This is a genomic window from Ensifer adhaerens (assembly GCF_002007205.1).
Lineage (GTDB): Bacteria > Pseudomonadota > Alphaproteobacteria > Rhizobiales > Rhizobiaceae > Ensifer > Ensifer adhaerens_D.
Map to the genome: position 1 here is coordinate 38,424 of NZ_LAZS01000003.1, position 19,093 is coordinate 57,516.

A 19,093-nucleotide genomic window follows, 5' to 3' on the forward strand; every position below is an offset into this window, starting at 1 on the left:
TGATGGAGGCGGGGAGCGATACTCCCTGCTTCTCTCTTGAGGAAGGTTGCGACGATGGGTTACGGCCTCAGCTTCGGTTGGCTCAAGGACGCCGCGGGCGCGATTGCCCATGGCGCGGCCATGACCGTGTTCCTGATTGCCTGCACGACGGTGCTCGGCATCCTGATCAGCATTCTCTTCGCCGCCGCCCGCCGCAGCCGCTATGGCGTCTTGCGCAAGGCGGTGGCCGTCTATGTCGAAGTCATCAGGAACACACCGTTCCTGGTGCAGCTGTTCTTCATCTTCTTCGGGCTGCCGAGCCTCGGGATAAGGCTCGATCCGATCGTTGCCGCAATCCTGGCGATGACGCTGAACATGGCGGCCTATACGACCGAGATTGTCGGGGCCGGGCTCGATGCGGTGCCGAAGGGTCAGAGCGAAGCGGCGTTCGCGCTCGGGCTCAAGCCCCGGCAGGTCTTCGTCAAGATCATCCTGCCGCAGGCGCTGAAGGTGATCTTTCCGGCGCTCACCAGCCAGGTGATCATCATGATGCTGGAATCGGCGGTCGTATCGCAGATCGCGGTGCGCGAACTCGCCCATGAGGCCGACCTTCTGCAGGCGCGGACCTTCCGCTCGTTCGAAACCTATTTCGTCGTCACCTTGATCTATCTCGGCCTGTCGATGGCGGTCCGGCGGCTGTTCGTCGCCGGCGGGCGCCGCGTGCTTGGAGCGGGCGTGTCATGATCGAATTCACCTTCTGGGACATTCTGCGCAACCTGATCTTCGCCAGCCGATGGACCGTGCTCCTGTCGGCTGTCGCCTTTGCCGGCGGTGCAGCGGTCGGGCTTGCCATCCTCGCCGCGCGCATCTCCGAACGCCGGTCGCTGCGCCGCTTCGGTTCCGGCTATATCGCGCTTTTCCAGGGCACACCGCTGCTGATGCAGTTGTTCCTGATGTTCTTCGGCCTGCCGATGCTCGGCTTTCGCATCGAGCCGTGGACGGCGGCAGCCCTCGGATTGACCTTCTACGCCAGCGCCTATCTCGCCGAGATCTGGCGCGGCGGGGTGGAAGCGCTGCCGCGTGGGCAATGGGACGCGGGGGCGAGCCTTGGGCTTCACCGCCTGCAGGAACTGCGGCTCGTCATCCTGCCGCAGGCCTTCGCCATCACCCGGCCGGCCGCCGTCGGCTTCCTCGTGCAGTTGATCAAGAGCACGGCGCTGACCTCGATCATCGGCTTCGAGGAGCTTCTCAGAACCGCGAATGCGATCAATAATGCAACCTTCGAACCTTTCACGGTCTATGGGCTGGTCGCGGTGATCTTCTTCCTGCTGTGTTACCCGCTGACGCAATATTCGCGCATGCTGGAGCGCAAAACAGCCGCGCACTGAGACTGAAAATGTGCAAGAAATCAAACAGAACAGGGAACAAGGCGGATCACCGCCGAAACAAAGGAGAACGAGAATGATCACCACTTCCATCAAGCGGCGCACGCTGCTCGGTGCCGGTCTCGCCGGCGCCTCCATGCTGGCGATGCCGTCGATCCTGCGCGCGCAGGACAAGTCGCTGAAGGTCGGCGTCTACGGCGGCTACTTCAAGGATTCGTTCGACAAGAACATCTTCCCGGAATTCACCAAGGCGACCGGCATTGCCGTCGAGTCGATCGCGGAACCGACCGGTGAAGCCTGGCTCGTCCAGCTCGAACAGGCCGCCCGCGCCGGCCAGGCGCCGGCCGACGTCTCGATGATGTCGCAGGTGGCCATGCTGAAGGGCCAGTCGACCGATCTCTGGACGCCGCTCGACACCGCCAAGATCAAGAACGCCTCGAACCTGCTTGACCGCTTCGTCAACAAGTATCCTGACGGTCGCATCGCCGGTATCGGCGCGGTTTCCTGGTACATCACGCTGGTGACCAACACCGATGTCTACAAGGAAGCGCCGACCTCCTGGACCGCCTTCTGGGATCCGGCGAACGCCGACAAGCTCGGCCTTCTGGCGCTCGTCTCCAACTCGTTCCTGCTCGAAGTGACGGCCAAGACGTTCTTCGGAGGCACCAATGCGCTCGACACCGAAGAAGGCCTCTTGAAGGCGTTCGACAAGCTGGCCGAAGTCAAGCCGAACGTCCGGCTCTGGTACCGCGACGAGGCTCAGTTCGAACAGTCGCTGAAGTCGGGCGAAATCCCGATGGGCCAGTACTATCACGACGTGACGGGACTTGCCGCGGCCGATGGCCATCCTGTGCGTTCCACCTTCCCGAAGGAAGGCGGCATTCAGGATTCCGGTTGCTGGGCACTGTCGCGTGCCTCGCAGAAGTCGGAGGAAGCGCATATCTTCATCGACTACATGTGCCAGCCCTCGATCCAGGCGACGCTGTCGCGCAAGGTCGGAACGTCGCCGACCGTCAAGCGCGAGGTTACGGATCTGACCGACAAGGAATTCGCAGCCGTCTCGTCCGACATCGAGCCGATCGTTCCGCGCTACGATCTCTACCAGACCAAGTCGGATTGGCTGAACCAGAAGTGGACCGAGCTGATCGTCGGCTGATCCGGCCAGCTCCCCGGCCTCCGGGGAGAGCCACAAATCTAACGACGGGGAGGGGCTTTTGCCGCTCCCCGCCCGAAACCCTCCCATGAGGCGGAGGGGACCATCCTCGCGGAGACACAATGTCCGGACTTGCCCTTCAAAACGTCGTCAAGGAATTCGGAGCCTTCAGGGCCGTCAACAATGTCGACCTGACGGTGCCGCACGGCACCTTCGTCTGCATGCTCGGACCATCCGGCTGCGGCAAGACCACGCTGCTTCGGATGATCGCCGGTCTCGACCTGCCGACCGGCGGTGCGATCCGGCTCGACGGCGAGGACATTACCCGGCTTCCGACGCACAAGCGCAATCTCGGCATGGTGTTCCAGTCGCTGGCGCTGTTTCCGCACCTGACTGTCGGCGAGAACATCGCCTATCCCCTGCGCATCCGCGGTGCGGCAAAAGAAGACCAGAAAAAGCGCGTCGACGAGCTTCTCGCGATGATCCATCTTTCCGGCTATGCCGACCGGCCGGTCGCCAAGCTCTCGGGGGGCCAGCGCCAGCGCGTGGCGATCGCGCGCGCGCTGTCGATCTCGCCGAAACTGTTCCTGCTCGACGAGCCGCTGTCGGCGCTCGACGCCAAGCTGCGCGAGGCGATGCAGGTGGAACTGCGCCAGCTTCAGCAGAAGCTCGGCATCACCACCATCGTCGTCACCCACGACCAGCGCGAAGCGATGACCATGGCCGACACCGTCGTCGTCATGAGCGGCGGCGAGATCCGCCAGGCCGCTTCGCCGATCGAAATCTATCGCCGCCCGGCCGACAGTTTCGTCGCCGACTTCATCGGCCAGACAAACCTGCTTGAGGTTCAGGCTGACAGCGCCGGCCGCGCCGAGGTTCTGGGGCAGGCGATACCCGGTCTCGCCCTGCCGGCGGGCGCCAACAAGGGCACGCTCTCGGTGCGTCCCGAGGACGTGCATCTGACCGCGCCCGGCGCCGGTGCGCTGACGGGCAAGGTCACTTTCGTCCGCGATCTCGGCGGCACGATCGAAACCTTCGTCGATATCGCCGGCCACCAGATCGTCGCCGTCTCAACGCCGCGCGCCCGCCCGGATGTCACCGTTGGCCAGGAGGTCGGTATTGCGCTCACTCCTGATGTCTGCGTGGTGCTGAAGAAATGAGACGCGAACCGCCCCAGAGCCTTGGCGACTACCTGCCGCTCCTCTTTCCCGCAGCGATGCTGACGATCTTCTTCGTCGTGCCCTTCGGCACGATGATCGCCGTCAGCTTCTTCCAGCGCCAGCAGGGCGGCTTCTATACGCCGGCCTTCGTCTTCGACAATTACGCCCGCTTCCTATCGGTCTTCTTCGGCGGCGTGCTCGGCTTCTCGCTGATGCTCGCCATCATCGTTGCCATCTGCTGCGTCGTGCTCGCCTTGCCCTTCACCTATATGCTGACGCGCATGGCGCGGAAGGTACAGGTCGTGTGGCTGGTGGCGCTCCTGTCGATCCTGTCGCTCTCGGAAGTCATCATCGGCTTTGCCTGGTCGACGCTGTTTTCGCGCACGGCAGGGATCACCAACATCCTCGTTGCGCTCGGCATCATGGAGCAGGCCAAGGCCTTGACGCCGAGCTTCGGCGCGGTCTTGACCGGCATGGTCTATCAGGCCTTCCCCTATACGGTGCTGGTGCTTTTCCCGGCGCTCGTGCGCCTCGATCCGACGCTGACGGAAGCGGCCCGCACACTCGGCGCCTCGCCGCTTCGCGCCTTCTTCACCGTCGTCGTGCCGGCGCTGCGCAACACGATTACCGCGACCCTGATCATGGTCTTCATCTTCGCGCTCGGCTCCTATCTGCTGCCGCAGCTTCTCGGCCGGCCGCAACACTGGACGCTCTCGGTGCTGATCACCGACCAGGCGATCTACCAGTCGAACATGCCGTTTGCCGCCGCCATGGCCGTGTTCCTCGTGCTCGTCACGCTCGGCCTCGTAGCGCTCACCGTGATTGCCGGACGCAAGGGAGAAGCGGCATGACCTCGATGTTCCGCAAGGTCTATTTCTTCCTGATCGGCCTGTTCCTGTCCTTGCCGCTGATCGTCGTCGCCGGCGTTTCGGTCAACCAGAAACAGACGCTCGCCTTTCCGCCACAGGGCTTTTCGCTCTCCTGGTATGGCGAGATCTTCCTCAATCCGGAATGGCGCAACGCCCTTTTCGCCTCGGTGACGCTGGCCGTGCTTTCGGCGGCGCTTGCCGTCGCCATCGCCCTGCCGCTCTCCTGGTTCCTGTGGCGGCGCATTGCTCCCTGGGCCAACATCTTCCAGCTTCTCGGTGTCGCGCCGTTTACGCTGCCGCCGGTCATCACCGCGCTCGGCATGCTCACCTTCTGGGCGACCGTCGGCTTCTATGGCCAGCCGTGGACGGCCGTCGTCAGCCACGCGATCTTCTTCGTGACGCTGCCGCTGGTGACACTGTCGCTCGGCTTCACCTCGATCGACCGTTCTCTGGTCGAGGCCGCCTCGACCATGGGGGCCGACGAGCGCACGATCTTCCGCACTGTCGTGCTGCCGCTGATCCTGCCTTACATCGTGTCGGGCTATGCCTTCGCCTTCGTGCTGTCGCTCAACGAATACATCGTTGCCTACATGACCGTCGGCTTCACGATGGAAACGCTGCCGATCAAGATCTTCAACGCGCTGCGCTACGGCTATACGCCGACCATGGCTTCGGTGACGGTGCTCTTCGTTACGACCGCCGCGGTCATCTTCAGCCTCGTCGCCCGCTTCGGCGACCTGCCGAAGCTGCTCGGCGCTATGTCATCGGATGGAAAATGATGAAGCTCGCCGCCCTCCAGATGCAATCGGCGGCGGGTGACGTCGTCGCCAATCTCGACCGCATCGCCCGTGCCGCGGCGGAAGCTGCAGGACAAGGAGCGACGCTGCTCTTGACGCCCGAGCTCGGCGTCACCGGCTACGGCGCCGGGGAAGCCTTAACGGCGCTCGCCGAAGCGCCGGACGGCGCGATCGTTCAGCGCCTCAAGGCGATTTCCGCTGAGACCGGCATCGCGCTCATCGCCGGCTTTGCCGAGCGCGACGGCAACGACGTCTATAACAGCGCCGTCTATGTCGATGGCGATACGGCGCCGGTCGTCTATCGCAAGTCGCATCTCTACGGCGACTATGAGCGTTCGATCTTCAAGGCGCCGGAGCCTTCGACCCGGCTCTTCCAGCATCGCGGCGTCACCTGCGGCATGCTGATCTGTTACGATGTCGAGTTTCCGGAAAACGTCCGACGGCTGGCCCTGGCAGGCGCGGAAGCCGTGCTGGTGCCGACGGCATTGCCGGCGGGCTGGTCCGGCTCCTTCATCGCCGAGCACATGATCCAGACGCGCGCCTTCGAGAACCAGGTATTCGTCGCCTATATCAACCATTGTGGTTCAGACCCGCTGTTTTCCTTTGCCGGGCTGTCGCGCATTGCAGCACCCGACGGGCAGGTGCTTGGCAAGGCGGGACCGGGGCAGGAAGCCGTGCTTCTCGTCGACATCGACCCCAAGGCCTATGCGATCTCCCGCCTTGAAAACACCTATCTCGGTGATCTGAATAGGCGTTGAGCCTCTGCCGATCGACCACGCCGCATTGGTCGCGGCCGCTTTGAGAACGGTGCGGGTTCAGGAACAGGTTCGCCTGGCGATTGTTCATTCGGTGAGAACGTTCCGTTCCTTATTGATCCACTGTCGGAAACGATAGGCCATCCCATATTGGGCTCAACAGCAATGCCAACGCATTGGAGGCAATCATGAGCTTGCAACTGACTGGGATCCACCACCTCACGGCAATCACCGCAAACGCGCCGGAGAACCTGCGCTTCTACACCGAAGTGCTCGGGCTTCGGCTGGTCAAAAAGACCGTCAACCAGGACGACACCACCGCCTACCATCTCTTCTATGCCGACGGGCGCGCCACGCCCGGCACGGACTTGACCTTCTTCGACTGGCCGGTCGGGCCGGAAGGGCGCGGCACGCACAGCATTTCGCGCACGGGCCTGAGGGTCGGCAGCGCCGAAACCGTTCGCTGGTGGAAGGACCGCTTCGACGAACTCAAGGTCACGAGTGGAGAGGTCACCGAGATCGATGGCCGCACCTCGCTTGATTTCGAGGATGCCGAAGGCCAACGTTTCCGGCTGGTCGACGACGGCGGGCTTGCGCCCTCGCACCCCTGGGAAAAGAGCCCGGTGCCGGCCGAGCGCCAGATCAAGGGCCTCGGACCGATCACCATCAGCGTGCCTGACGTCACGAACACCGAACTCGTCCTGACGCATGTGATGAACATGAGCAAGGCCCGCACCTATCCGTCGCCGGACGGCGAGGGGGAAGTCAACGTCTTCACCATGGGCGAGGGCGGTCCTGCGGCCGAACTGCACGTGGCCGTCCAACCGGGATTGCCGATCGCGCGTCAGGGCGCCGGTGCCGTGCACCACGTCGCCTTCCGGGCGCCTGATAATGCGGCGCTGACGGAGTGGACGGAACGGCTCAACGGCTTCCGTTTGCCGTCGAGCGGCGAGGTCGAGCGCTACTATTTCCGTTCGCTCTACTTCCGCGAACCGAATGGCGTTCTCTTCGAGATCGCGACCGATGGTCCCGGTTTCGCGGTCGACGAACCGATGGAAACGCTTGGCGAGAGCCTGTCGCTGCCGCCGTTCCTGGAGCCAAAGCGGGCCCAGATCGAGGCCCGGCTGAAGCCGCTCGTCTAACAGTCTGGTCGGAAGCAAAAGCCGGGGTTCGTCCCCGGCTTTTTTGTCTCTATCCCCCTGATCCCGTTGGACATCGGTTTGCCGCGGACCCATCATGACTGTGTTGCGTTATCTATAGCTGCCGCATCCCGCCTCGCCCATCGAGGCGTGCGCGCGGGGACCTGGAATATTAAGGAGCAGATCTTATGACGAAAATCCTCGGCATTTCCGGGAGCCTGCGCAAGGCGTCGTTCAACACCGGCCTGATGCGGGCGGCCGCGGAAAATCTGCCCGACGGCGTCGAATTCGACACCGCGACGCTGCACGGCGTTCCGCTCTATGACGGCGACGTCGAGAAGGAGAGTGGCATCCCCGACGCCGTGACGGCGCTGAAGCAAAAGGTGATGGCCGCCGATGGCGTCATCCTGTTCACGCCGGAATATAACAATTCCATCCCCGGCGTATTCAAGAACGCGATCGATTGGCTAAGCCGGCCGCCCTCCGATATCGCCAAGGTGTTTCGCGGTCGGCCTTTTGCGCTTGCCGGCGCTTCACCCGGCAACTTTGGCACGATCCTCAGCCAGAACGGCTGGCTGCCGGTCATGCGTACGCTCGGCGCCGAGCTCTGGTCGGGCAAGCGGCTGATGCTGCCCAAGGCGGACACGCTTTTCGATGTAGCGGGGACGCTGACGGATACGGACGCCCGCGACCGGTTGGCGGCCTTCGTCAAGGCGTTTGCGGATTATGCAGGGGCGGCAAAGAACGTTTGAGGCGAGGGCGGCGTAAGGGCCGCATTGCGCAGAGTGGCCGTGGGGGGACGCTCGGGTCAAGCCCGAGCATGACGGAGAGAGGAGGCGGCTGTTTCGATCCTCAGGGATGCGAAGCCGCCGGCCCCTTAGGGGCCTTTTTCCACCAGCCACTGCTGAATGGCCGCGATATCCGGCGCGCCGATCTCGTGGCCCATATCGAGCTCGACAGCCGTCAGATCCATACCCGTGCGTGACAGCTCCGCCTGCAGTCGTGGTGAGAATTCGCCATAGCTGTCGTGTTTGCCCGTCAACAGCAGCACCTTGGTGCCCGAGAGCTCCGGCGGTGGAACGTCATCGAGGACCAGTATCGAGCGCATCAGCACGACGTTGCGGATGAGCCCTGGATGCAGCAGCATCAGGGCCACCAGAAGGTTGGCGCCGTTGGAGTAGCCGATGAAGACGGTCTTATCGAGATCCATGCGATAGCCGTCGCGGGCACCCTCGACGAACGCAGCAAAGGCCTCGGCTTCCGACCGCACGTCCTTCTGGTCGAAGGTCGTCGGTGAATAGCGCCGGAACCAGCGCGGCGTTCCCTCCTCGTTCGACCGGCCGCGAATGCCGACAAGCGTCGCCTGCCTGTCGACCTGATGGGCGAGGTGGAGAAGCTGCGTTTCGTTGGCGCCGCTTCCGTGCAAGAGCATGAAGGTGCGGTCATCCAGTACGTCAGGGTGATAGAAGCGGTGCACGAAGGGCAGGTCGCGCTCGGTCAGCCGCGGTTCTCCCGGCAGGGCGAACTGCGGCATGGCCAGCAGCATTTCTTCGCGTGCGGCGCTGAAATGCGCCGGCACGAAGAGTTCTGTGCCGAGCGTTTCCTTCGGTTCGTCCACCATGAAGCCGGGCTTGTCGCTGGCCAGTTCGTAGAGCGACCCACCGGGTTCGCGGACGTAGAGCGAATAGAAGTATTTGCGGTCATGCGCATTGATCGCGCCCGCGCCATCCCGTTGCAGGTCCTCGTGCACCCGTTCCACGGCGGCCCGCTCGGACGCGCGGAAGGCGATGTGATCGATCGTTCCGGTTCCGGGCGCAGACGTCCAGAAGCCGCTCGCATTGCGCACGTCGATGGTGTCGCCGGAGTCGGAGGTGAGCCGGCGGATCGCGTCGGTCGCGCCGGTTTCCGTATAGCCGAAATGGGACGTCAGGAAGCGAACGGATTCCTCCGGCTTTTCGGTAAGGATCGTGGCGCCGCGCAGGCGACGGATCGCGTCTTGCTCGGGGATATCGCGCGTGCTCCATGGGGCCGCACCCGAAACCGCCTCGGTGCCGACGAGCTTGACGATGACGCCGTCCGGATCCTTGAGCCGCAGCACCGGCTCGCCGAACTCCTGCGCCGGCCCTGATGTCGCGATGTTGAACTGCAGCGCGCGGGTCAGCCAGAAGCCGATGCTCTCCGGCCGGATCCCGAAGGCGATCTCGCTCGGCTGGCCGTGACCCACCCGGCCGCGGCCGCCGTCCTCCCACATCAGGAAGGTGACGAGCGATCCGGGCGAACCCTCGGCGTCGCCGTAGAAGAGGTGCAACTGGTTGGCGTCCTCATAGCCGCCCGTGCGCTTGACGAGGCGCAAGCCAAGAAAGCCGACATAGAAGTCGACGTTGGCCTGGACCTTCCGGGCAATCAGGGTGATGTGATGGATGCCGCTCGTCATTCTTAGTCCCTCATTATCGTCGTCCCACAAAACACGATGTGTCCGGCCAGCACCAGAAGGGTCGCCGAGAACGCAGTGTCAACGTAGGAGGATCAATCGCCATCCTTGTCGAGGAATGCCTTGAAGGCATCCGCATATTTCGGATGCCAGCGAGACAGCGGCGGCCGGTTCTCGACGATGTCGCCGGCGGCCCAGAGGATACGCCGTTCGTCGGTGGCACGGGGCACGTCGTTATCCGGGCAGAGAATGTAGAAGTCGCCGCGCGCCAGGCTTTCCATCATGAAGCCGACCGTCTGTTCCGACGTCCAGGCGCCGGCGGGCTTTTCCGTGCGGCCACCGGCCGTCAGCCCGGTGTAGACGAAACCGGGGATCAGCAGGTGCGCGTGGACCTGGCTTCCGGCGGTGTTGCGCAGCTCGTGCTCCAGCGCCTCGGTAAAGACCTTCACGCCCGCCTTGGAGACGTTGTAGGCCGGGTCGCCGGGCGGCGTGGTGATGCCCTGTTTGGAGCCGGTATTGATGATGATGGCCGGTTTGCCGTGGGCGATCATCCGGGATGCAAAGACGCGCGAACCGTTGATGACGCCCCAGAGATTGACTCCGAGCGTCGCCTCCCAGGCGGCCAAGGGGCCTGATATCGCGCTGCCGGGCTGGATGCCGGCATTGTTCATGAGCACATGCACGTCGCCGAACCGCTCGCGCGCGCCCCGTTCAAGTGCTTCGAGGTCTTCGAGGCGGGAGACATCCGTGGGGATTGCCGTGACGTGCTTGCCGCTGCCGGGCGAGGCGGCTGCGACCTCGGCGGCTGCCTTTTCCAGCTTCTCGCCTGCGAGGTCGGCGAGCACGACGTGCATGCCGAGCGAGGCGAAGTGGCGTGCCGCAGCAAAACCGATGCCGGAGGCAGCACCTGTGACGACGGCGAGATTGTTCGGGGCGAAGGCAGGGTGCGACATGACGAAACTCCTGTAGCGGGATCGCGTGCAAGAGATAGGGCGCATGGCGCCGGCTGTCCATTGTTGCAGCAGTGATAGCGTCAATGAAAAACCTAGCGTTTTCAAGACTGTCCCTTGTCGCTTGGGGCGTCGGCGCTAGTTGCAGTTGTTGAACGGCTGGATGCATGCCGCGGATGGAACGATGAACGAAACGACGACCCGCAACGAAAAGCGCACCCCGTGCGAAAACTGTCCCTTGCGAAAGCTCGACCATTTTCGCGCTTTCACCAACGAGGAACTGGCCTTCGTTTCGCAGTTCAAGACCGGCGAACTTGCGGTCGATGGCGGTGCGACCATTCTCGTCGAGGGCTCGCACAGCGCCCACCTCTTCACAGTGCTTTCCGGCTGGGGCTTTCGCTACAAGATGCTCGACGATGGCCGCCGCCAGATCCTCAATTATGTGATGCCCGGCGATCTGATCGGGCTGCAGGGTAGCCTGATGGGCGAAATGCAGCACTCGATCGAAGCGCTGTCGCCGGTCACCCTCTGCGTTTTCGAACGCGGCAAACTCAACCGCCTGTTCGCCAACTATCCCGACCTTGCCTATGATCTGACCTGGATCGCGGCGCGCGAGGAGCGCATTCTGGACGAAAATCTTCTGAGCATCGGCCGCCGATCCGCGCTGGAACGGGCCGCCTATCTCATCGCCTTCCTCTACCAGAGGGCGGAGGTGCTCGACCTCTTCAACAACAGCCGCGTCGCCATTCCGATCAGCCAGCAGCACGTGGCCGACACGCTGGGCCTTTCGATCGTTCACACCAACAAGACGCTGAAGAAGCTTTCCGAACGGGGCCTGATCCGCTGGGCGGAGAAGGGCTGCAATGTCCGAGACATCGACGGACTGCTCGCGATCTCAGGCTGGGAAGGGCTTCGCGAACCCAAGCGGCCGTTCATCTGACGTGCCCTGTCGAAGCCGATCGATGCGGCGCCGCGGCCGCATCGATTTCAAGGTGCGGGGAGATCAGGCGGCAACGATCGCCCGCAGCATCCACAGGGCCTTTTCATGGAAGTCGAGCCGTTCCGTTAGCATGTCCGTGGTGACGAGGTCACCATTGTCGTCTGCCTTGATGCCGGCGTCGCGCATGCGTCGGGCCGCTGCTTCATGGTCAGCGATCAGGTCGGCCACCATCTCGGCCGCCGTCGTGTGGTTGACCGAGGCGGCGCTGGGGGCGAAGGTTTTTGCTTCGGCGAGCTTCGCCGGCGCGAGGTGGCCAAGCGCGCGGATGCGCTCGGCAATGATGTCGGTCGCCTTGAACAGCGCGTTATAGTGCTCTTCGGTCAGTTCGTGCAGCGGCTTGAACAGGGGGCCGACGACGTTCCAGTGGTAGATGTGGCTCTTGATCACCAGCTTGTAGGTGTCGGCGAGGATATCGGAAAGCGCGGTGGCCATCTGCTGGCGATAGGTTTTCGTCAGGCCGATGTCGAATTCTTCGTCCCTGACCTTGGGCTTCAGCACGGCGGCAGTCTGTTTCATTCTTCTGCTCCAGTTCTGTCTCGGGAATGTCGAGCGGATGCGGCCGGGGCCACGCCGCATGAGTTGAACGCCGCGACGAAACGGTTGTTCCCGATCCCATCGTGACGCGCACATGTCTTTTTTAAATGCCAGGCAGGCCATTGGAGCCTAAGCTCAGCCGTTCCGTTGCCTCAGCGGAGATTCCGGGACTCTGGACGGCATTCCGCCTGGAAATGCGCCTACAGCGACGATGACTGCCGTCGCTGTGCGTGAAAAATGGAGTGCATTGACATGGCCGAGCTTCCTCCGTCCGTCCGGACGGTCCTCGTTCTCGAGGACAACTTCATCATCGCCATGGACGTCGAGGAAATCCTCGCTTCTCTCGGAATATTGCACGTTACGATCGCCGGAAATGCGAACCAGGCATTGGAACTCCTAGCGCTCCAGGCCTTCGATTTCGCGATCCTTGACGTCAATCTCGGCGATCACACGAGCTTCGTCGTCGCCGATGCCTTGATTGCCCGCGGCATGCCGTTCGGCTTTACCAGCGGCTACGGCGATCCCGAGCATTTCCCGACTTATCTCAGGCACGTTCCGCGGATCGACAAGCCCTTCAACGAGAAAACGATCGGCCAGTTGATCGCTGCAGGATCCGAGCCGAGAGACGCTTAGGCACCCGCGCGTCCCGCGCGAAGCGACGCGTTCATGGCTTGCCGCGCGAGACGAACCAGGGATTGGCGAAGTCGCTGTCGTCTTTCTGGTTGCGCTTGCCGTAGGTCAGCGGCGTGCCGTCCATCGTCAGCGTTTCGCCGCCCGCGGCCCTGAGGATCGCGTCGCCTGCGGCAGTATCCCATTCCATCGTCCGGCTGAAGCGCGGATAGACGTCGGCCACGCCCTCGGCGAGCAGGCAGAATTTCAAGGACGAGCCGACCGTCCGGTAATCGGCGATGCCGTGTTTTTCGAGGTAGTCGATCGTCTCGGCGCTGTTGTGCCAGCGGCTGGCGAGCCCCACCATGCGATCCCCGCAGCTGCGGCAGCCGATGATCGTTTCTTCGGTCAGGCGAAAGCTGCCATCAATAACCGACTTTACCGCCTTGCCATGGTGTGCCGCATAGAGAATGCCAAGCGCCGGGGCGTAGACGACGCCCGCGACGGGCGCGCCGTTTTCGATCAGCGCGATGTTGACGGTGAAGTCGTCGTTGCGGCTGATGAATTCCTTGGTGCCGTCGAGCGGATCGACAAGGAAAAACGACTTGCCTGAAATCTCCGGCACGAAGCCGGCGGACACCGCCTCTTCGGCGACCACGGGGATGTCCGGGAAGGCGGAGGCGAGGTCCGCCAGGATGATGCGTTCGGCCGTCGTATCGGCATCGGTGACCGGTGAACAGTCGGGCTTGTGGGTGACCTCCGGCCCGGCATTGTAGATGTCGAGAATGGCCCGACCCGCCGCTATTGCCGATTGTTGCAGTATCTCCAGCATTCGCCCTGTCTTTCGGTACGTCATCAGGCCCATAGCATATTGAGTGGAAGAATATAGCCATGCTTTTGACATGGCGGGCGGCTCTTACGCTTGGCCGCAGGTCATCTGCCGAGCCGGGTGTCTCAAGGTTTTTTGCACCTGCGACAGGCTTGCGTCTTTGCTTCCGCCCTTCGGCTGTGCAAATGTGCCGCCGCAACTCACCTGGATGCCTTCATGCGTTATTCCGCATTCTCGATCGTCAGGAACGCCCTTTCCGGAAACCTGAACTGGAAGCCGCAATGGCGCCAACCGCAACCGAAATCCCACTATGACGTGATCATCATCGGCGGCGGCGGCCATGGGCTTGCGACCGCCTATTATCTCGCCAAGGAATTCGGCGTGAAGAATGTCGCGGTGCTGGAGAAGGGTTATCTCGGTTCCGGCAATGTCGGCCGCAACACGACGATCGTGCGCTCCAATTACATGCTGCCCGGCAACGAGCCTTTCTACGAGTTTTCGATGAAGCTTTGGGAAGGGCTGGAGCAGGATCTCAACTACAATGTAATGCTGTCGCAGCGCGGCGTCATCATGCTCTACCACAGCGACGCCCAGCGCGACGCCTATGTTCGTCGCGGCAACGCCATGTGGATGGAAGGTGTGGCGGCCGAGCTGATCGAGCGCGAGCAGTTGAAGAAGATGATCCCCTTCCTCAACTACGACCACGCCCGCTATCCGATCCTCGGGGGCCTGTTGCAGCGCCGCGCCGGCACGGCGCGGCACGACGCCGTCGCTTGGGGTTATGCCCGCGGCGCCGACCGGCACGGCGTCGACATCATCGAACATTGCGAAGTAACCGGCATTCGCCGCGAAAACGGCATCGTCACCGGCGTCGAAACGACGAAGGGCTTCATCGGCTGCGGCAAGCTGGCGCTGGCGGCGGCCGGCAATTCCTCGCGCGTCGGTGAAATGGCCGATCTGAAGCTGCCGCTCGAAAGCCATGTGCTGCAGGCTTTCGTCACCGAAGGGCTGAAGCCCTGCATCGACCATGTGATCGTCTATGGCGGCGGCCATTTCTATATCTCGCAATCGGACAAGGGCGGCCTCGTCTTCGGTGCCGAGATCGACGGTTACTCGTCCTATGCCCAGCGCGGCAATCTCGCGACCGCCGAGCACGTGATGGAGGAGGGGGTGACGATGATCCCGGGTCTCGCGCGCGTGCGGGTGCTTCGGGCCTGGGGCGGCGTCATGGACATGAGCATGGACGGCTCGCCGATCATCGACCGCACCTCGATCGACAATCTCTATCTGAACTGCGGTTGGTGCTATGGCGGCTTCAAGGCGACGCCGGCGTCCGGTTACTGTTTCGCCCACCTGATCGCCAGGAACGACACCCATCCGGTGGCGCGCGCCTTGAGGCTCGACCGCTTCGCCCGCGGCTATGCCGTCGACGAGGCCGGTGCCGGGCCGCAGCCCAACCTTCACTGACACTGCGCGGCCGCTCGCCGGCCCGCATGGAATGAACAGGAAGCCGACCCGCGGCTTCAGGACACGGAAGACCATGGCAAGCCTGATCACCTGCCCGCATTGCGGACTGCGACCGAAGGAAGAATTCGCGATCCGCGGCGACGCTTCGCGCGGACGCCCCGAACCGATGGATTCGGACGAGGCCTGGCACGACTATGTCTATGTGCGCGCCAACCCGCGCGGCCGCACCCTGGAACATTGGCATCATGTTGCCGGCTGTCGCCGTTTCCTCGTGGTCGAGCGTGATACGGCCACACACGAGGTCTATTCCGTCGTCGATGCGGCCGAGTTTGCGCGGAGGGCCGCGCAATGACGGGCTATCGTCTTTCCTCCGGCGGCCTCGTCGATCGCAGCAAGACGCTGAGCTTCACCTTCGATGGGCGGCCGTTGCGCGGCTTTGCCGGAGATACACTGGCTTCGGCGCTGCTTGCCAACGACCAGCTGCTCATCGGGCGCAGCTTCAAGTACCATCGGCCGCGCGGCATCGTCAGCGCCGGGCCTTCCGAGCCGAACGCGCTCGTCACCATCGGTTCCGATGCGCGCACCGACCCGAATACCAAGGCGACCGTGACGGAACTCTATGGCGGGTTGACCGCCAAAAGCCAGAACCGCTGGCCGTCGCTCGGCTTCGACGTCGGCGCCGTCAACGGCATGCTGTCGCCCTTCCTCGGCGCCGGCTTCTACTACAAGACCTTCATGTGGCCGAAGCAGTTCTGGGAGCGGGTCTACGAACCCTTCATCCGCCGCGCCGCCGGCCTCGGCCGCGCAGTGCTGGAACGTGATCCGGAGACCTATGAGAAGTCCTGGGCCTTCTGTGATTTGCTCGTCGTCGGTGCCGGTCCCGCCGGCCTGATGGCGGCGCTGACCGCCGGCCGCGCCGGCCTTCGGGTCATCGTCGCCGACGAGGATTTCCGGCTCGGCGGCTCCCTGCTTGCGACCGGCGAGACCGTCGACGGCGCGCCGGCATCGGTCTTTGCCGACCGCACCGTCGCCGAACTGCAAGCGCTGCCCAACGTCACTCTGCTTTCGCGCACCACGGTCTTCGGCTGGTATGACGACAACGTCTTCGGTGCGGTTGAACGCGTGCAGAAACACATCGCTGAACCGTCTTCGAAGCTCGTGAGCGAGCGTGTCTGGCGCATCGTTGCCAAGCGCGCGCTGATGGCAACCGGTGCCGAGGAACGCCCGCTGGTGTTCGGCGGCAATGATAGGCCCGGCGTGATGATGGCGGGAGCCATGACCACCTATGCCGAGCGCTATGGTGTGGCCGCCGGCAAGCAGATCACGATCTTTACCAGCGGCAGCGCCGGTTACCGCACGGCGCGGGCCCTTGCGTCCAAGGGCGTCGCCATCGCGGCGATCGTCGACGCCCGAGCGGAATCCGCCGATCAGGCGCCTGATGGCATCCGGGTCATCCGCTCGGCTTCCGTCGTCGACACCAAGGGCCGGCAGCGCCTCAAGGGCATCGTCGTCGAACGCTCCGGCTTCGAGGAACTGATCGTCTGCGATGCGCTGGGGATGTCCGGTGGCTTTAGCCCGGTGGTGCATCTTGCCTGCCAGCGCGGCGCAAGACCGGTCTGGTCGGAGGAATTGAAGGCCTTCGTCGCACCCGATGTCGGTGGCGGCCTGCGTGCCGTCGGCGCTGCAAACGGTGTCTACACGCTCTCGAGCTGCCTGTCCGATGGTGCGGAGAAGGCCGCAGCGATTGCGGCCGACCTCGGTTTCAGAGCCAGCTCGGCCGCAGCACCGGTCGTCGATGGCGAAGAGGCCACGTCCTTTTCAGCGCTCTGGTATGTGCCCGGCGCCAAGTCGAAGGCTTTTGTCGATTTCCAGAACGACGTGCATGCAAAGGACCTCGGTCTCGCACTGCGCGAAGGCTTCGGCCATGTGGAGCACGCCAAGCGCTACACCACCAGTGGCATGGCGACCGACCAGGGCAAGCTTTCCAACATCAACGCCGTCGGCATTCTCGCCGGTATGCGCGGCGTCAGTCCGGCCGACGTCGGTACCACGACGTTCAGGCCGTTCTACACGCCGGTCTCCTTCGGTGCGCTTGCCGGTGCGGCCCGCGACGAGCATGCGGCGCCGGCGCGAAAGTCGCCGCTGCATGGCTGGGCGATGAAAAACGGCGCGACCTTCATCGAGGCGGGGCTCTGGCATCGCTCCGCCTGGTTCCCGCGCGCCGGCGAAAAGACCTGGCGCGACAGCGTCGATCGCGAAGTACTGAACGTGCGGGCCAATGTCGGCCTCTGTGACGTCTCGACGCTCGGCAAGATCGAGGTTTTCGGCCCGGATGCGGCGGAGTTTCTAAACCGGCTCTATTGCAACCCGGTCCTGAAGTTGCCTGTCGGCAAGGCGCGCTATGGGCTGATGTTGCGTGAGGATGGGGTCGTCTTCGACGACGGCACGGTGAGCCGGTTCGACGAGGAGCATTTCTTCGTGACCACGACGACGGCGATGGCGGGCCCGGTCATGGCGCATATGGAATATTGCGCCCAGACGCTCTGGCCGGACCTCGAAGTCCGTTTCACCTCGTCGACCGACCAATGGGCGCAGATGGCGATCGCCGGTCCGAAGGCGCGGGCGGTGCTGCAGCAGATTGTCGACGGCGACATTTCCGACGACGCTTTCCCGTTCCTTTCGGTCCGAAAGATTGCTCTGAAAAGCGGCGTGTCAGCGCGGCTCTTCCGCATCTCCTTCTCCGGGGAACTGGCCTTCGAGCTGGCCGTGCCGGCAGGCTATGGCGAGGCGGTCGCGGACCAGATCATGGAGGCCGGTCGCCCGCATGATATCTGCGCCTATGGCGTCGAGGCGCTGAATGTCCTGCGGCTCGAAAAGGGGCTGCTGACGCATGCCGAATTCGACGGACGCGTGACGCCCGATGATGCCGGCCTCGGCCGCATGCTCTCGATGCAGAAGACCGACTTCATCGGCAAGCGCCTGTCGACTCGCTACGGCCTGACGGCCGCCGACCGTATGCAGCTCGTCGGGTTGAAACCGGTCGATGCCGACAAGGACATGCGCGCCGGCGCCCATCTCCTGAAGGAGGGAACGAAGCCCTCGACACTGAACGATCAGGGCTGGGTGAGTTCGGCCGGCTTCTCGCCGGTCCTTGGGCATGCGATCGCGCTCGCCTTCCTGAGATCCGGGCGCGAGCGATACGGCGAGAAAGTCATCGTCTTCGATAAGCTGCGCGATCAGGAGATCGTCGCGGAAGTCTGCGACCCGGTTTTCGTCGATCCGCAAAATGCAAAGCTGAAGGCCTGAGGAGGCGGTGATGGTTCGAGACTACAACAACCGCCATGCGCTGGAACAGAAACTGCGCTCGGCACCGACGCCCTCAGCCGCCGATCATCTGATGGTCGGTCATTGGCGCACGATGGCGACGGTGCTTGCCCGAACCGGGCAGGCGGAGGCGGTGCGACAGGCGATTGCCTCGGTGCCTGAGCTCTCGCTGCGTTTCTCCGGTCCCGGAGAATGGCTCGTCGTCTCCGAGGTGGAGGCGCCGAGCGGGCTCGTGCGTCGCCTCGGAGAGCTCTGCGACGGGCGTGCCCATGTCGTCGACCAGAGCGACGGGCGCGTCGTCTTCCGCTTGGCCGGCCCGAACGTGCGCAGCATCCTCGCCAAGGGCATTGGCCTCGATCTTCATCCCGCTGCCTTCACGATTGGCGGCAGTGCCAATGCGCTCTGCGGCCACATCCCGGTCAATCTCGCCCGGACGGACGAGGACACGTTTGAGCTGATCGTGCCGCGCAGCTACGCCGAATCGCTCTTCGATGACCTGACGAAGATGGGGCGTGCCTTCGATCTCACCGCCGCCTTCTCGGACTGAAACAGCCCTTTCGAAGGGCCGAAATCAAATGCGGCATGAAATGCCGCAAACGGGTCGCCCGTTCGCCAGCAAACGGCGGAAATGGACAAGCGTCCTTCGCAGCCGTGGCTTTATCGGCGCCGTCTTTCTGACTAGGCTTTGATCATTCGCCACTTGCGCTTCTGC

19 protein-coding genes are annotated in these 19,093 nt (G+C 63.6%); 15 read left to right on the forward strand and 4 right to left on the reverse strand.

Annotation, left to right across the window (positions count from 1 at the left end; genetic code table 11):
• The first annotated feature begins 54 nt into the window (after nt 1-54).
• The 9 genes from XB14_RS02125 (at nt 55) to XB14_RS02165 (ending at nt 7,989) form a co-directional block, all read left to right on the forward strand.
• Nucleotides 55-723 (forward strand): amino acid ABC transporter permease, encoded by a 669-nt coding sequence (locus XB14_RS02125; RefSeq protein ID WP_077959980.1) that lies wholly within the window; start codon nt 55-57, stop codon nt 721-723.
• Nucleotides 720-1,367 (forward strand): amino acid ABC transporter permease, encoded by a 648-nt coding sequence (locus XB14_RS02130; RefSeq protein ID WP_077959981.1) that lies wholly within the window; start codon nt 720-722, stop codon nt 1,365-1,367. Before XB14_RS02125 ends, XB14_RS02130 begins: the two co-directional genes overlap by 4 nt.
• A 73-nt stretch (nt 1,368-1,440) precedes the next feature.
• The gene (locus XB14_RS02135; protein WP_077959982.1) at nt 1,441-2,520 is read left to right on the forward strand and encodes an ABC transporter substrate-binding protein; all 1,080 of its coding nucleotides are present in this window, start codon (nt 1,441-1,443) and stop codon (nt 2,518-2,520) included.
• A gap of 119 nt (nt 2,521-2,639) precedes the next feature.
• Entirely contained in the window at nt 2,640-3,677 is a 1,038-nt protein-coding gene (locus XB14_RS02140; protein ID WP_077959983.1) for an ABC transporter ATP-binding protein, read from the forward strand.
• Nucleotides 3,674-4,528 carry an ABC transporter permease gene (locus XB14_RS02145; RefSeq protein WP_077959984.1) on the forward strand — a complete coding sequence of 285 codons (855 nt, stop codon included), beginning with the start codon at nt 3,674-3,676 and terminating at the stop codon, nt 4,526-4,528. Before XB14_RS02140 ends, XB14_RS02145 begins: the two co-directional genes overlap by 4 nt.
• Nucleotides 4,525-5,325: an ABC transporter permease gene (locus XB14_RS02150; RefSeq protein WP_077959985.1), complete on the forward strand. Its 801-nt coding sequence runs from the start codon at nt 4,525-4,527 to the stop codon at nt 5,323-5,325. The genes XB14_RS02145 and XB14_RS02150 overlap by 4 nt, the downstream gene beginning before the upstream one ends.
• The gene (locus tag XB14_RS02155) at nt 5,322-6,101 is read left to right on the forward strand and encodes a carbon-nitrogen hydrolase family protein (protein ID WP_077959986.1); all 780 of its coding nucleotides are present in this window, start codon (nt 5,322-5,324) and stop codon (nt 6,099-6,101) included. Before XB14_RS02150 ends, XB14_RS02155 begins: the two co-directional genes overlap by 4 nt.
• Nucleotides 6,102-6,286: 185 nt before the next feature.
• Nucleotides 6,287-7,240: a ring-cleaving dioxygenase gene (locus tag XB14_RS02160; RefSeq protein WP_077959987.1), complete on the forward strand. Its 954-nt coding sequence runs from the start codon at nt 6,287-6,289 to the stop codon at nt 7,238-7,240.
• A 185-nt stretch (nt 7,241-7,425) separates the two neighbouring features.
• Nucleotides 7,426-7,989: an NADPH-dependent FMN reductase gene (locus XB14_RS02165; RefSeq protein WP_077959988.1), complete on the forward strand. Its 564-nt coding sequence runs from the start codon at nt 7,426-7,428 to the stop codon at nt 7,987-7,989.
• A 125-nt stretch (nt 7,990-8,114) separates the two neighbouring features.
• Here the strand turns inward: XB14_RS02165 and XB14_RS02170 are convergent, their stop codons facing one another.
• Both XB14_RS02170 and XB14_RS02175 read right to left on the reverse strand, forming a co-directional pair.
• Nucleotides 8,115-9,671: a VOC family protein gene (locus tag XB14_RS02170; protein WP_077959989.1), complete on the reverse strand. Its 1,557-nt coding sequence runs from the start codon at nt 9,669-9,671 to the stop codon at nt 8,115-8,117.
• A gap of 92 nt (nt 9,672-9,763) precedes the next feature.
• Nucleotides 9,764-10,621, reverse strand: coding sequence for an SDR family NAD(P)-dependent oxidoreductase (locus XB14_RS02175; RefSeq protein WP_077959990.1), 858 nt, complete (start codon nt 10,619-10,621; stop codon nt 9,764-9,766).
• Between the two features lie 181 nt (nt 10,622-10,802).
• Here XB14_RS02175 and XB14_RS02180 point away from each other — a divergent pair, with 181 nt between their 5' ends.
• Nucleotides 10,803-11,558, forward strand: a complete 756-nt coding sequence (locus XB14_RS02180) for a Crp/Fnr family transcriptional regulator (protein WP_077960038.1) — start codon at nt 10,803-10,805, stop codon at nt 11,556-11,558.
• Nucleotides 11,559-11,621: 63 nt separating this feature from the next.
• Here XB14_RS02180 and XB14_RS02185 read toward each other — a convergent pair whose 3' ends face one another.
• A complete protein-coding gene (locus tag XB14_RS02185; protein ID WP_077959991.1) occupies nt 11,622-12,134 on the reverse strand; it encodes a Dps family protein in 513 nt (170 codons plus the stop codon).
• Nucleotides 12,135-12,398: 264 nt separating this feature from the next.
• On the opposite strand from XB14_RS02185, the gene XB14_RS02190 reads away from it, so the two are divergent.
• A complete protein-coding gene (locus XB14_RS02190; RefSeq protein ID WP_077960039.1) occupies nt 12,399-12,785 on the forward strand; it encodes a response regulator in 387 nt (128 codons plus the stop codon).
• A 31-nt stretch (nt 12,786-12,816) separates the two neighbouring features.
• Here XB14_RS02190 and cysQ read toward each other — a convergent pair whose 3' ends face one another.
• Entirely contained in the window at nt 12,817-13,593 is a 777-nt protein-coding gene (cysQ, locus tag XB14_RS02195; protein ID WP_077959992.1) for a 3'(2'),5'-bisphosphate nucleotidase CysQ, read from the reverse strand.
• A 213-nt stretch (nt 13,594-13,806) separates the two neighbouring features.
• Between cysQ and XB14_RS02200 the strand changes: the two genes are divergently transcribed.
• The 4 genes from XB14_RS02200 (at nt 13,807) to XB14_RS02215 (ending at nt 18,928) form a co-directional block, all read left to right on the forward strand.
• Nucleotides 13,807-15,057 carry a sarcosine oxidase subunit beta family protein gene (locus XB14_RS02200; RefSeq protein WP_077959993.1) on the forward strand — a complete coding sequence of 417 codons (1,251 nt, stop codon included), beginning with the start codon at nt 13,807-13,809 and terminating at the stop codon, nt 15,055-15,057.
• A 73-nt stretch (nt 15,058-15,130) separates the two neighbouring features.
• On the forward strand, nt 15,131-15,409 hold the full coding sequence (locus tag XB14_RS02205; RefSeq protein ID WP_077959994.1) for a sarcosine oxidase subunit delta: 279 nt from the start codon (nt 15,131-15,133) through the stop codon (nt 15,407-15,409).
• Nucleotides 15,406-18,363: a sarcosine oxidase subunit alpha family protein gene (locus tag XB14_RS02210; protein WP_077959995.1), complete on the forward strand. Its 2,958-nt coding sequence runs from the start codon at nt 15,406-15,408 to the stop codon at nt 18,361-18,363. The genes XB14_RS02205 and XB14_RS02210 overlap by 4 nt, the downstream gene beginning before the upstream one ends.
• 10 nt (nt 18,364-18,373) lie before the next feature.
• Entirely contained in the window at nt 18,374-18,928 is a 555-nt protein-coding gene (locus XB14_RS02215) for a sarcosine oxidase subunit gamma (RefSeq protein WP_077959996.1), read from the forward strand.
• The last annotated feature ends 165 nt before the right edge of the window (nt 18,929-19,093 follow it).

Excerpts from the sequence above, each read along its gene's own strand:
- XB14_RS02125 (WP_077959980.1), top strand. The coding sequence starts at position 55 with ATGGGTTACGGCCTCAGCTTCGGTTGGCTCAAGGACGCCGCGGGCGCG.
- XB14_RS02130 (WP_077959981.1), top strand. The coding sequence starts at position 720 with ATGATCGAATTCACCTTCTGGGACATTCTGCGCAACCTGATCTTCGCC.
- XB14_RS02135 (WP_077959982.1), top strand. The coding sequence starts at position 1,441 with ATGATCACCACTTCCATCAAGCGGCGCACGCTGCTCGGTGCCGGTCTC.
- XB14_RS02140 (WP_077959983.1), top strand. The coding sequence starts at position 2,640 with ATGTCCGGACTTGCCCTTCAAAACGTCGTCAAGGAATTCGGAGCCTTC.
- XB14_RS02145 (WP_077959984.1), top strand. The coding sequence starts at position 3,674 with ATGAGACGCGAACCGCCCCAGAGCCTTGGCGACTACCTGCCGCTCCTC.
- XB14_RS02150 (WP_077959985.1), top strand. The coding sequence starts at position 4,525 with ATGACCTCGATGTTCCGCAAGGTCTATTTCTTCCTGATCGGCCTGTTC.
- XB14_RS02155 (WP_077959986.1), top strand. The coding sequence starts at position 5,322 with ATGATGAAGCTCGCCGCCCTCCAGATGCAATCGGCGGCGGGTGACGTC.
- XB14_RS02160 (WP_077959987.1), top strand. The coding sequence starts at position 6,287 with ATGAGCTTGCAACTGACTGGGATCCACCACCTCACGGCAATCACCGCA.
- XB14_RS02165 (WP_077959988.1), top strand. The coding sequence starts at position 7,426 with ATGACGAAAATCCTCGGCATTTCCGGGAGCCTGCGCAAGGCGTCGTTC.
- XB14_RS02170 (WP_077959989.1), bottom strand. The coding sequence starts at position 9,671 with ATGACGAGCGGCATCCATCACATCACCCTGATTGCCCGGAAGGTCCAG.
- XB14_RS02175 (WP_077959990.1), bottom strand. The coding sequence starts at position 10,621 with ATGTCGCACCCTGCCTTCGCCCCGAACAATCTCGCCGTCGTCACAGGT.
- XB14_RS02180 (WP_077960038.1), top strand. The coding sequence starts at position 10,803 with ATGAACGAAACGACGACCCGCAACGAAAAGCGCACCCCGTGCGAAAAC.
- XB14_RS02185 (WP_077959991.1), bottom strand. The coding sequence starts at position 12,134 with ATGAAACAGACTGCCGCCGTGCTGAAGCCCAAGGTCAGGGACGAAGAA.
- cysQ (WP_077959992.1), bottom strand. The coding sequence starts at position 13,593 with ATGCTGGAGATACTGCAACAATCGGCAATAGCGGCGGGTCGGGCCATT.
- XB14_RS02200 (WP_077959993.1), top strand. The coding sequence starts at position 13,807 with ATGCGTTATTCCGCATTCTCGATCGTCAGGAACGCCCTTTCCGGAAAC.
- XB14_RS02205 (WP_077959994.1), top strand. The coding sequence starts at position 15,131 with ATGGCAAGCCTGATCACCTGCCCGCATTGCGGACTGCGACCGAAGGAA.
- XB14_RS02210 (WP_077959995.1), top strand. The coding sequence starts at position 15,406 with ATGACGGGCTATCGTCTTTCCTCCGGCGGCCTCGTCGATCGCAGCAAG.
- XB14_RS02215 (WP_077959996.1), top strand. The coding sequence starts at position 18,374 with ATGGTTCGAGACTACAACAACCGCCATGCGCTGGAACAGAAACTGCGC.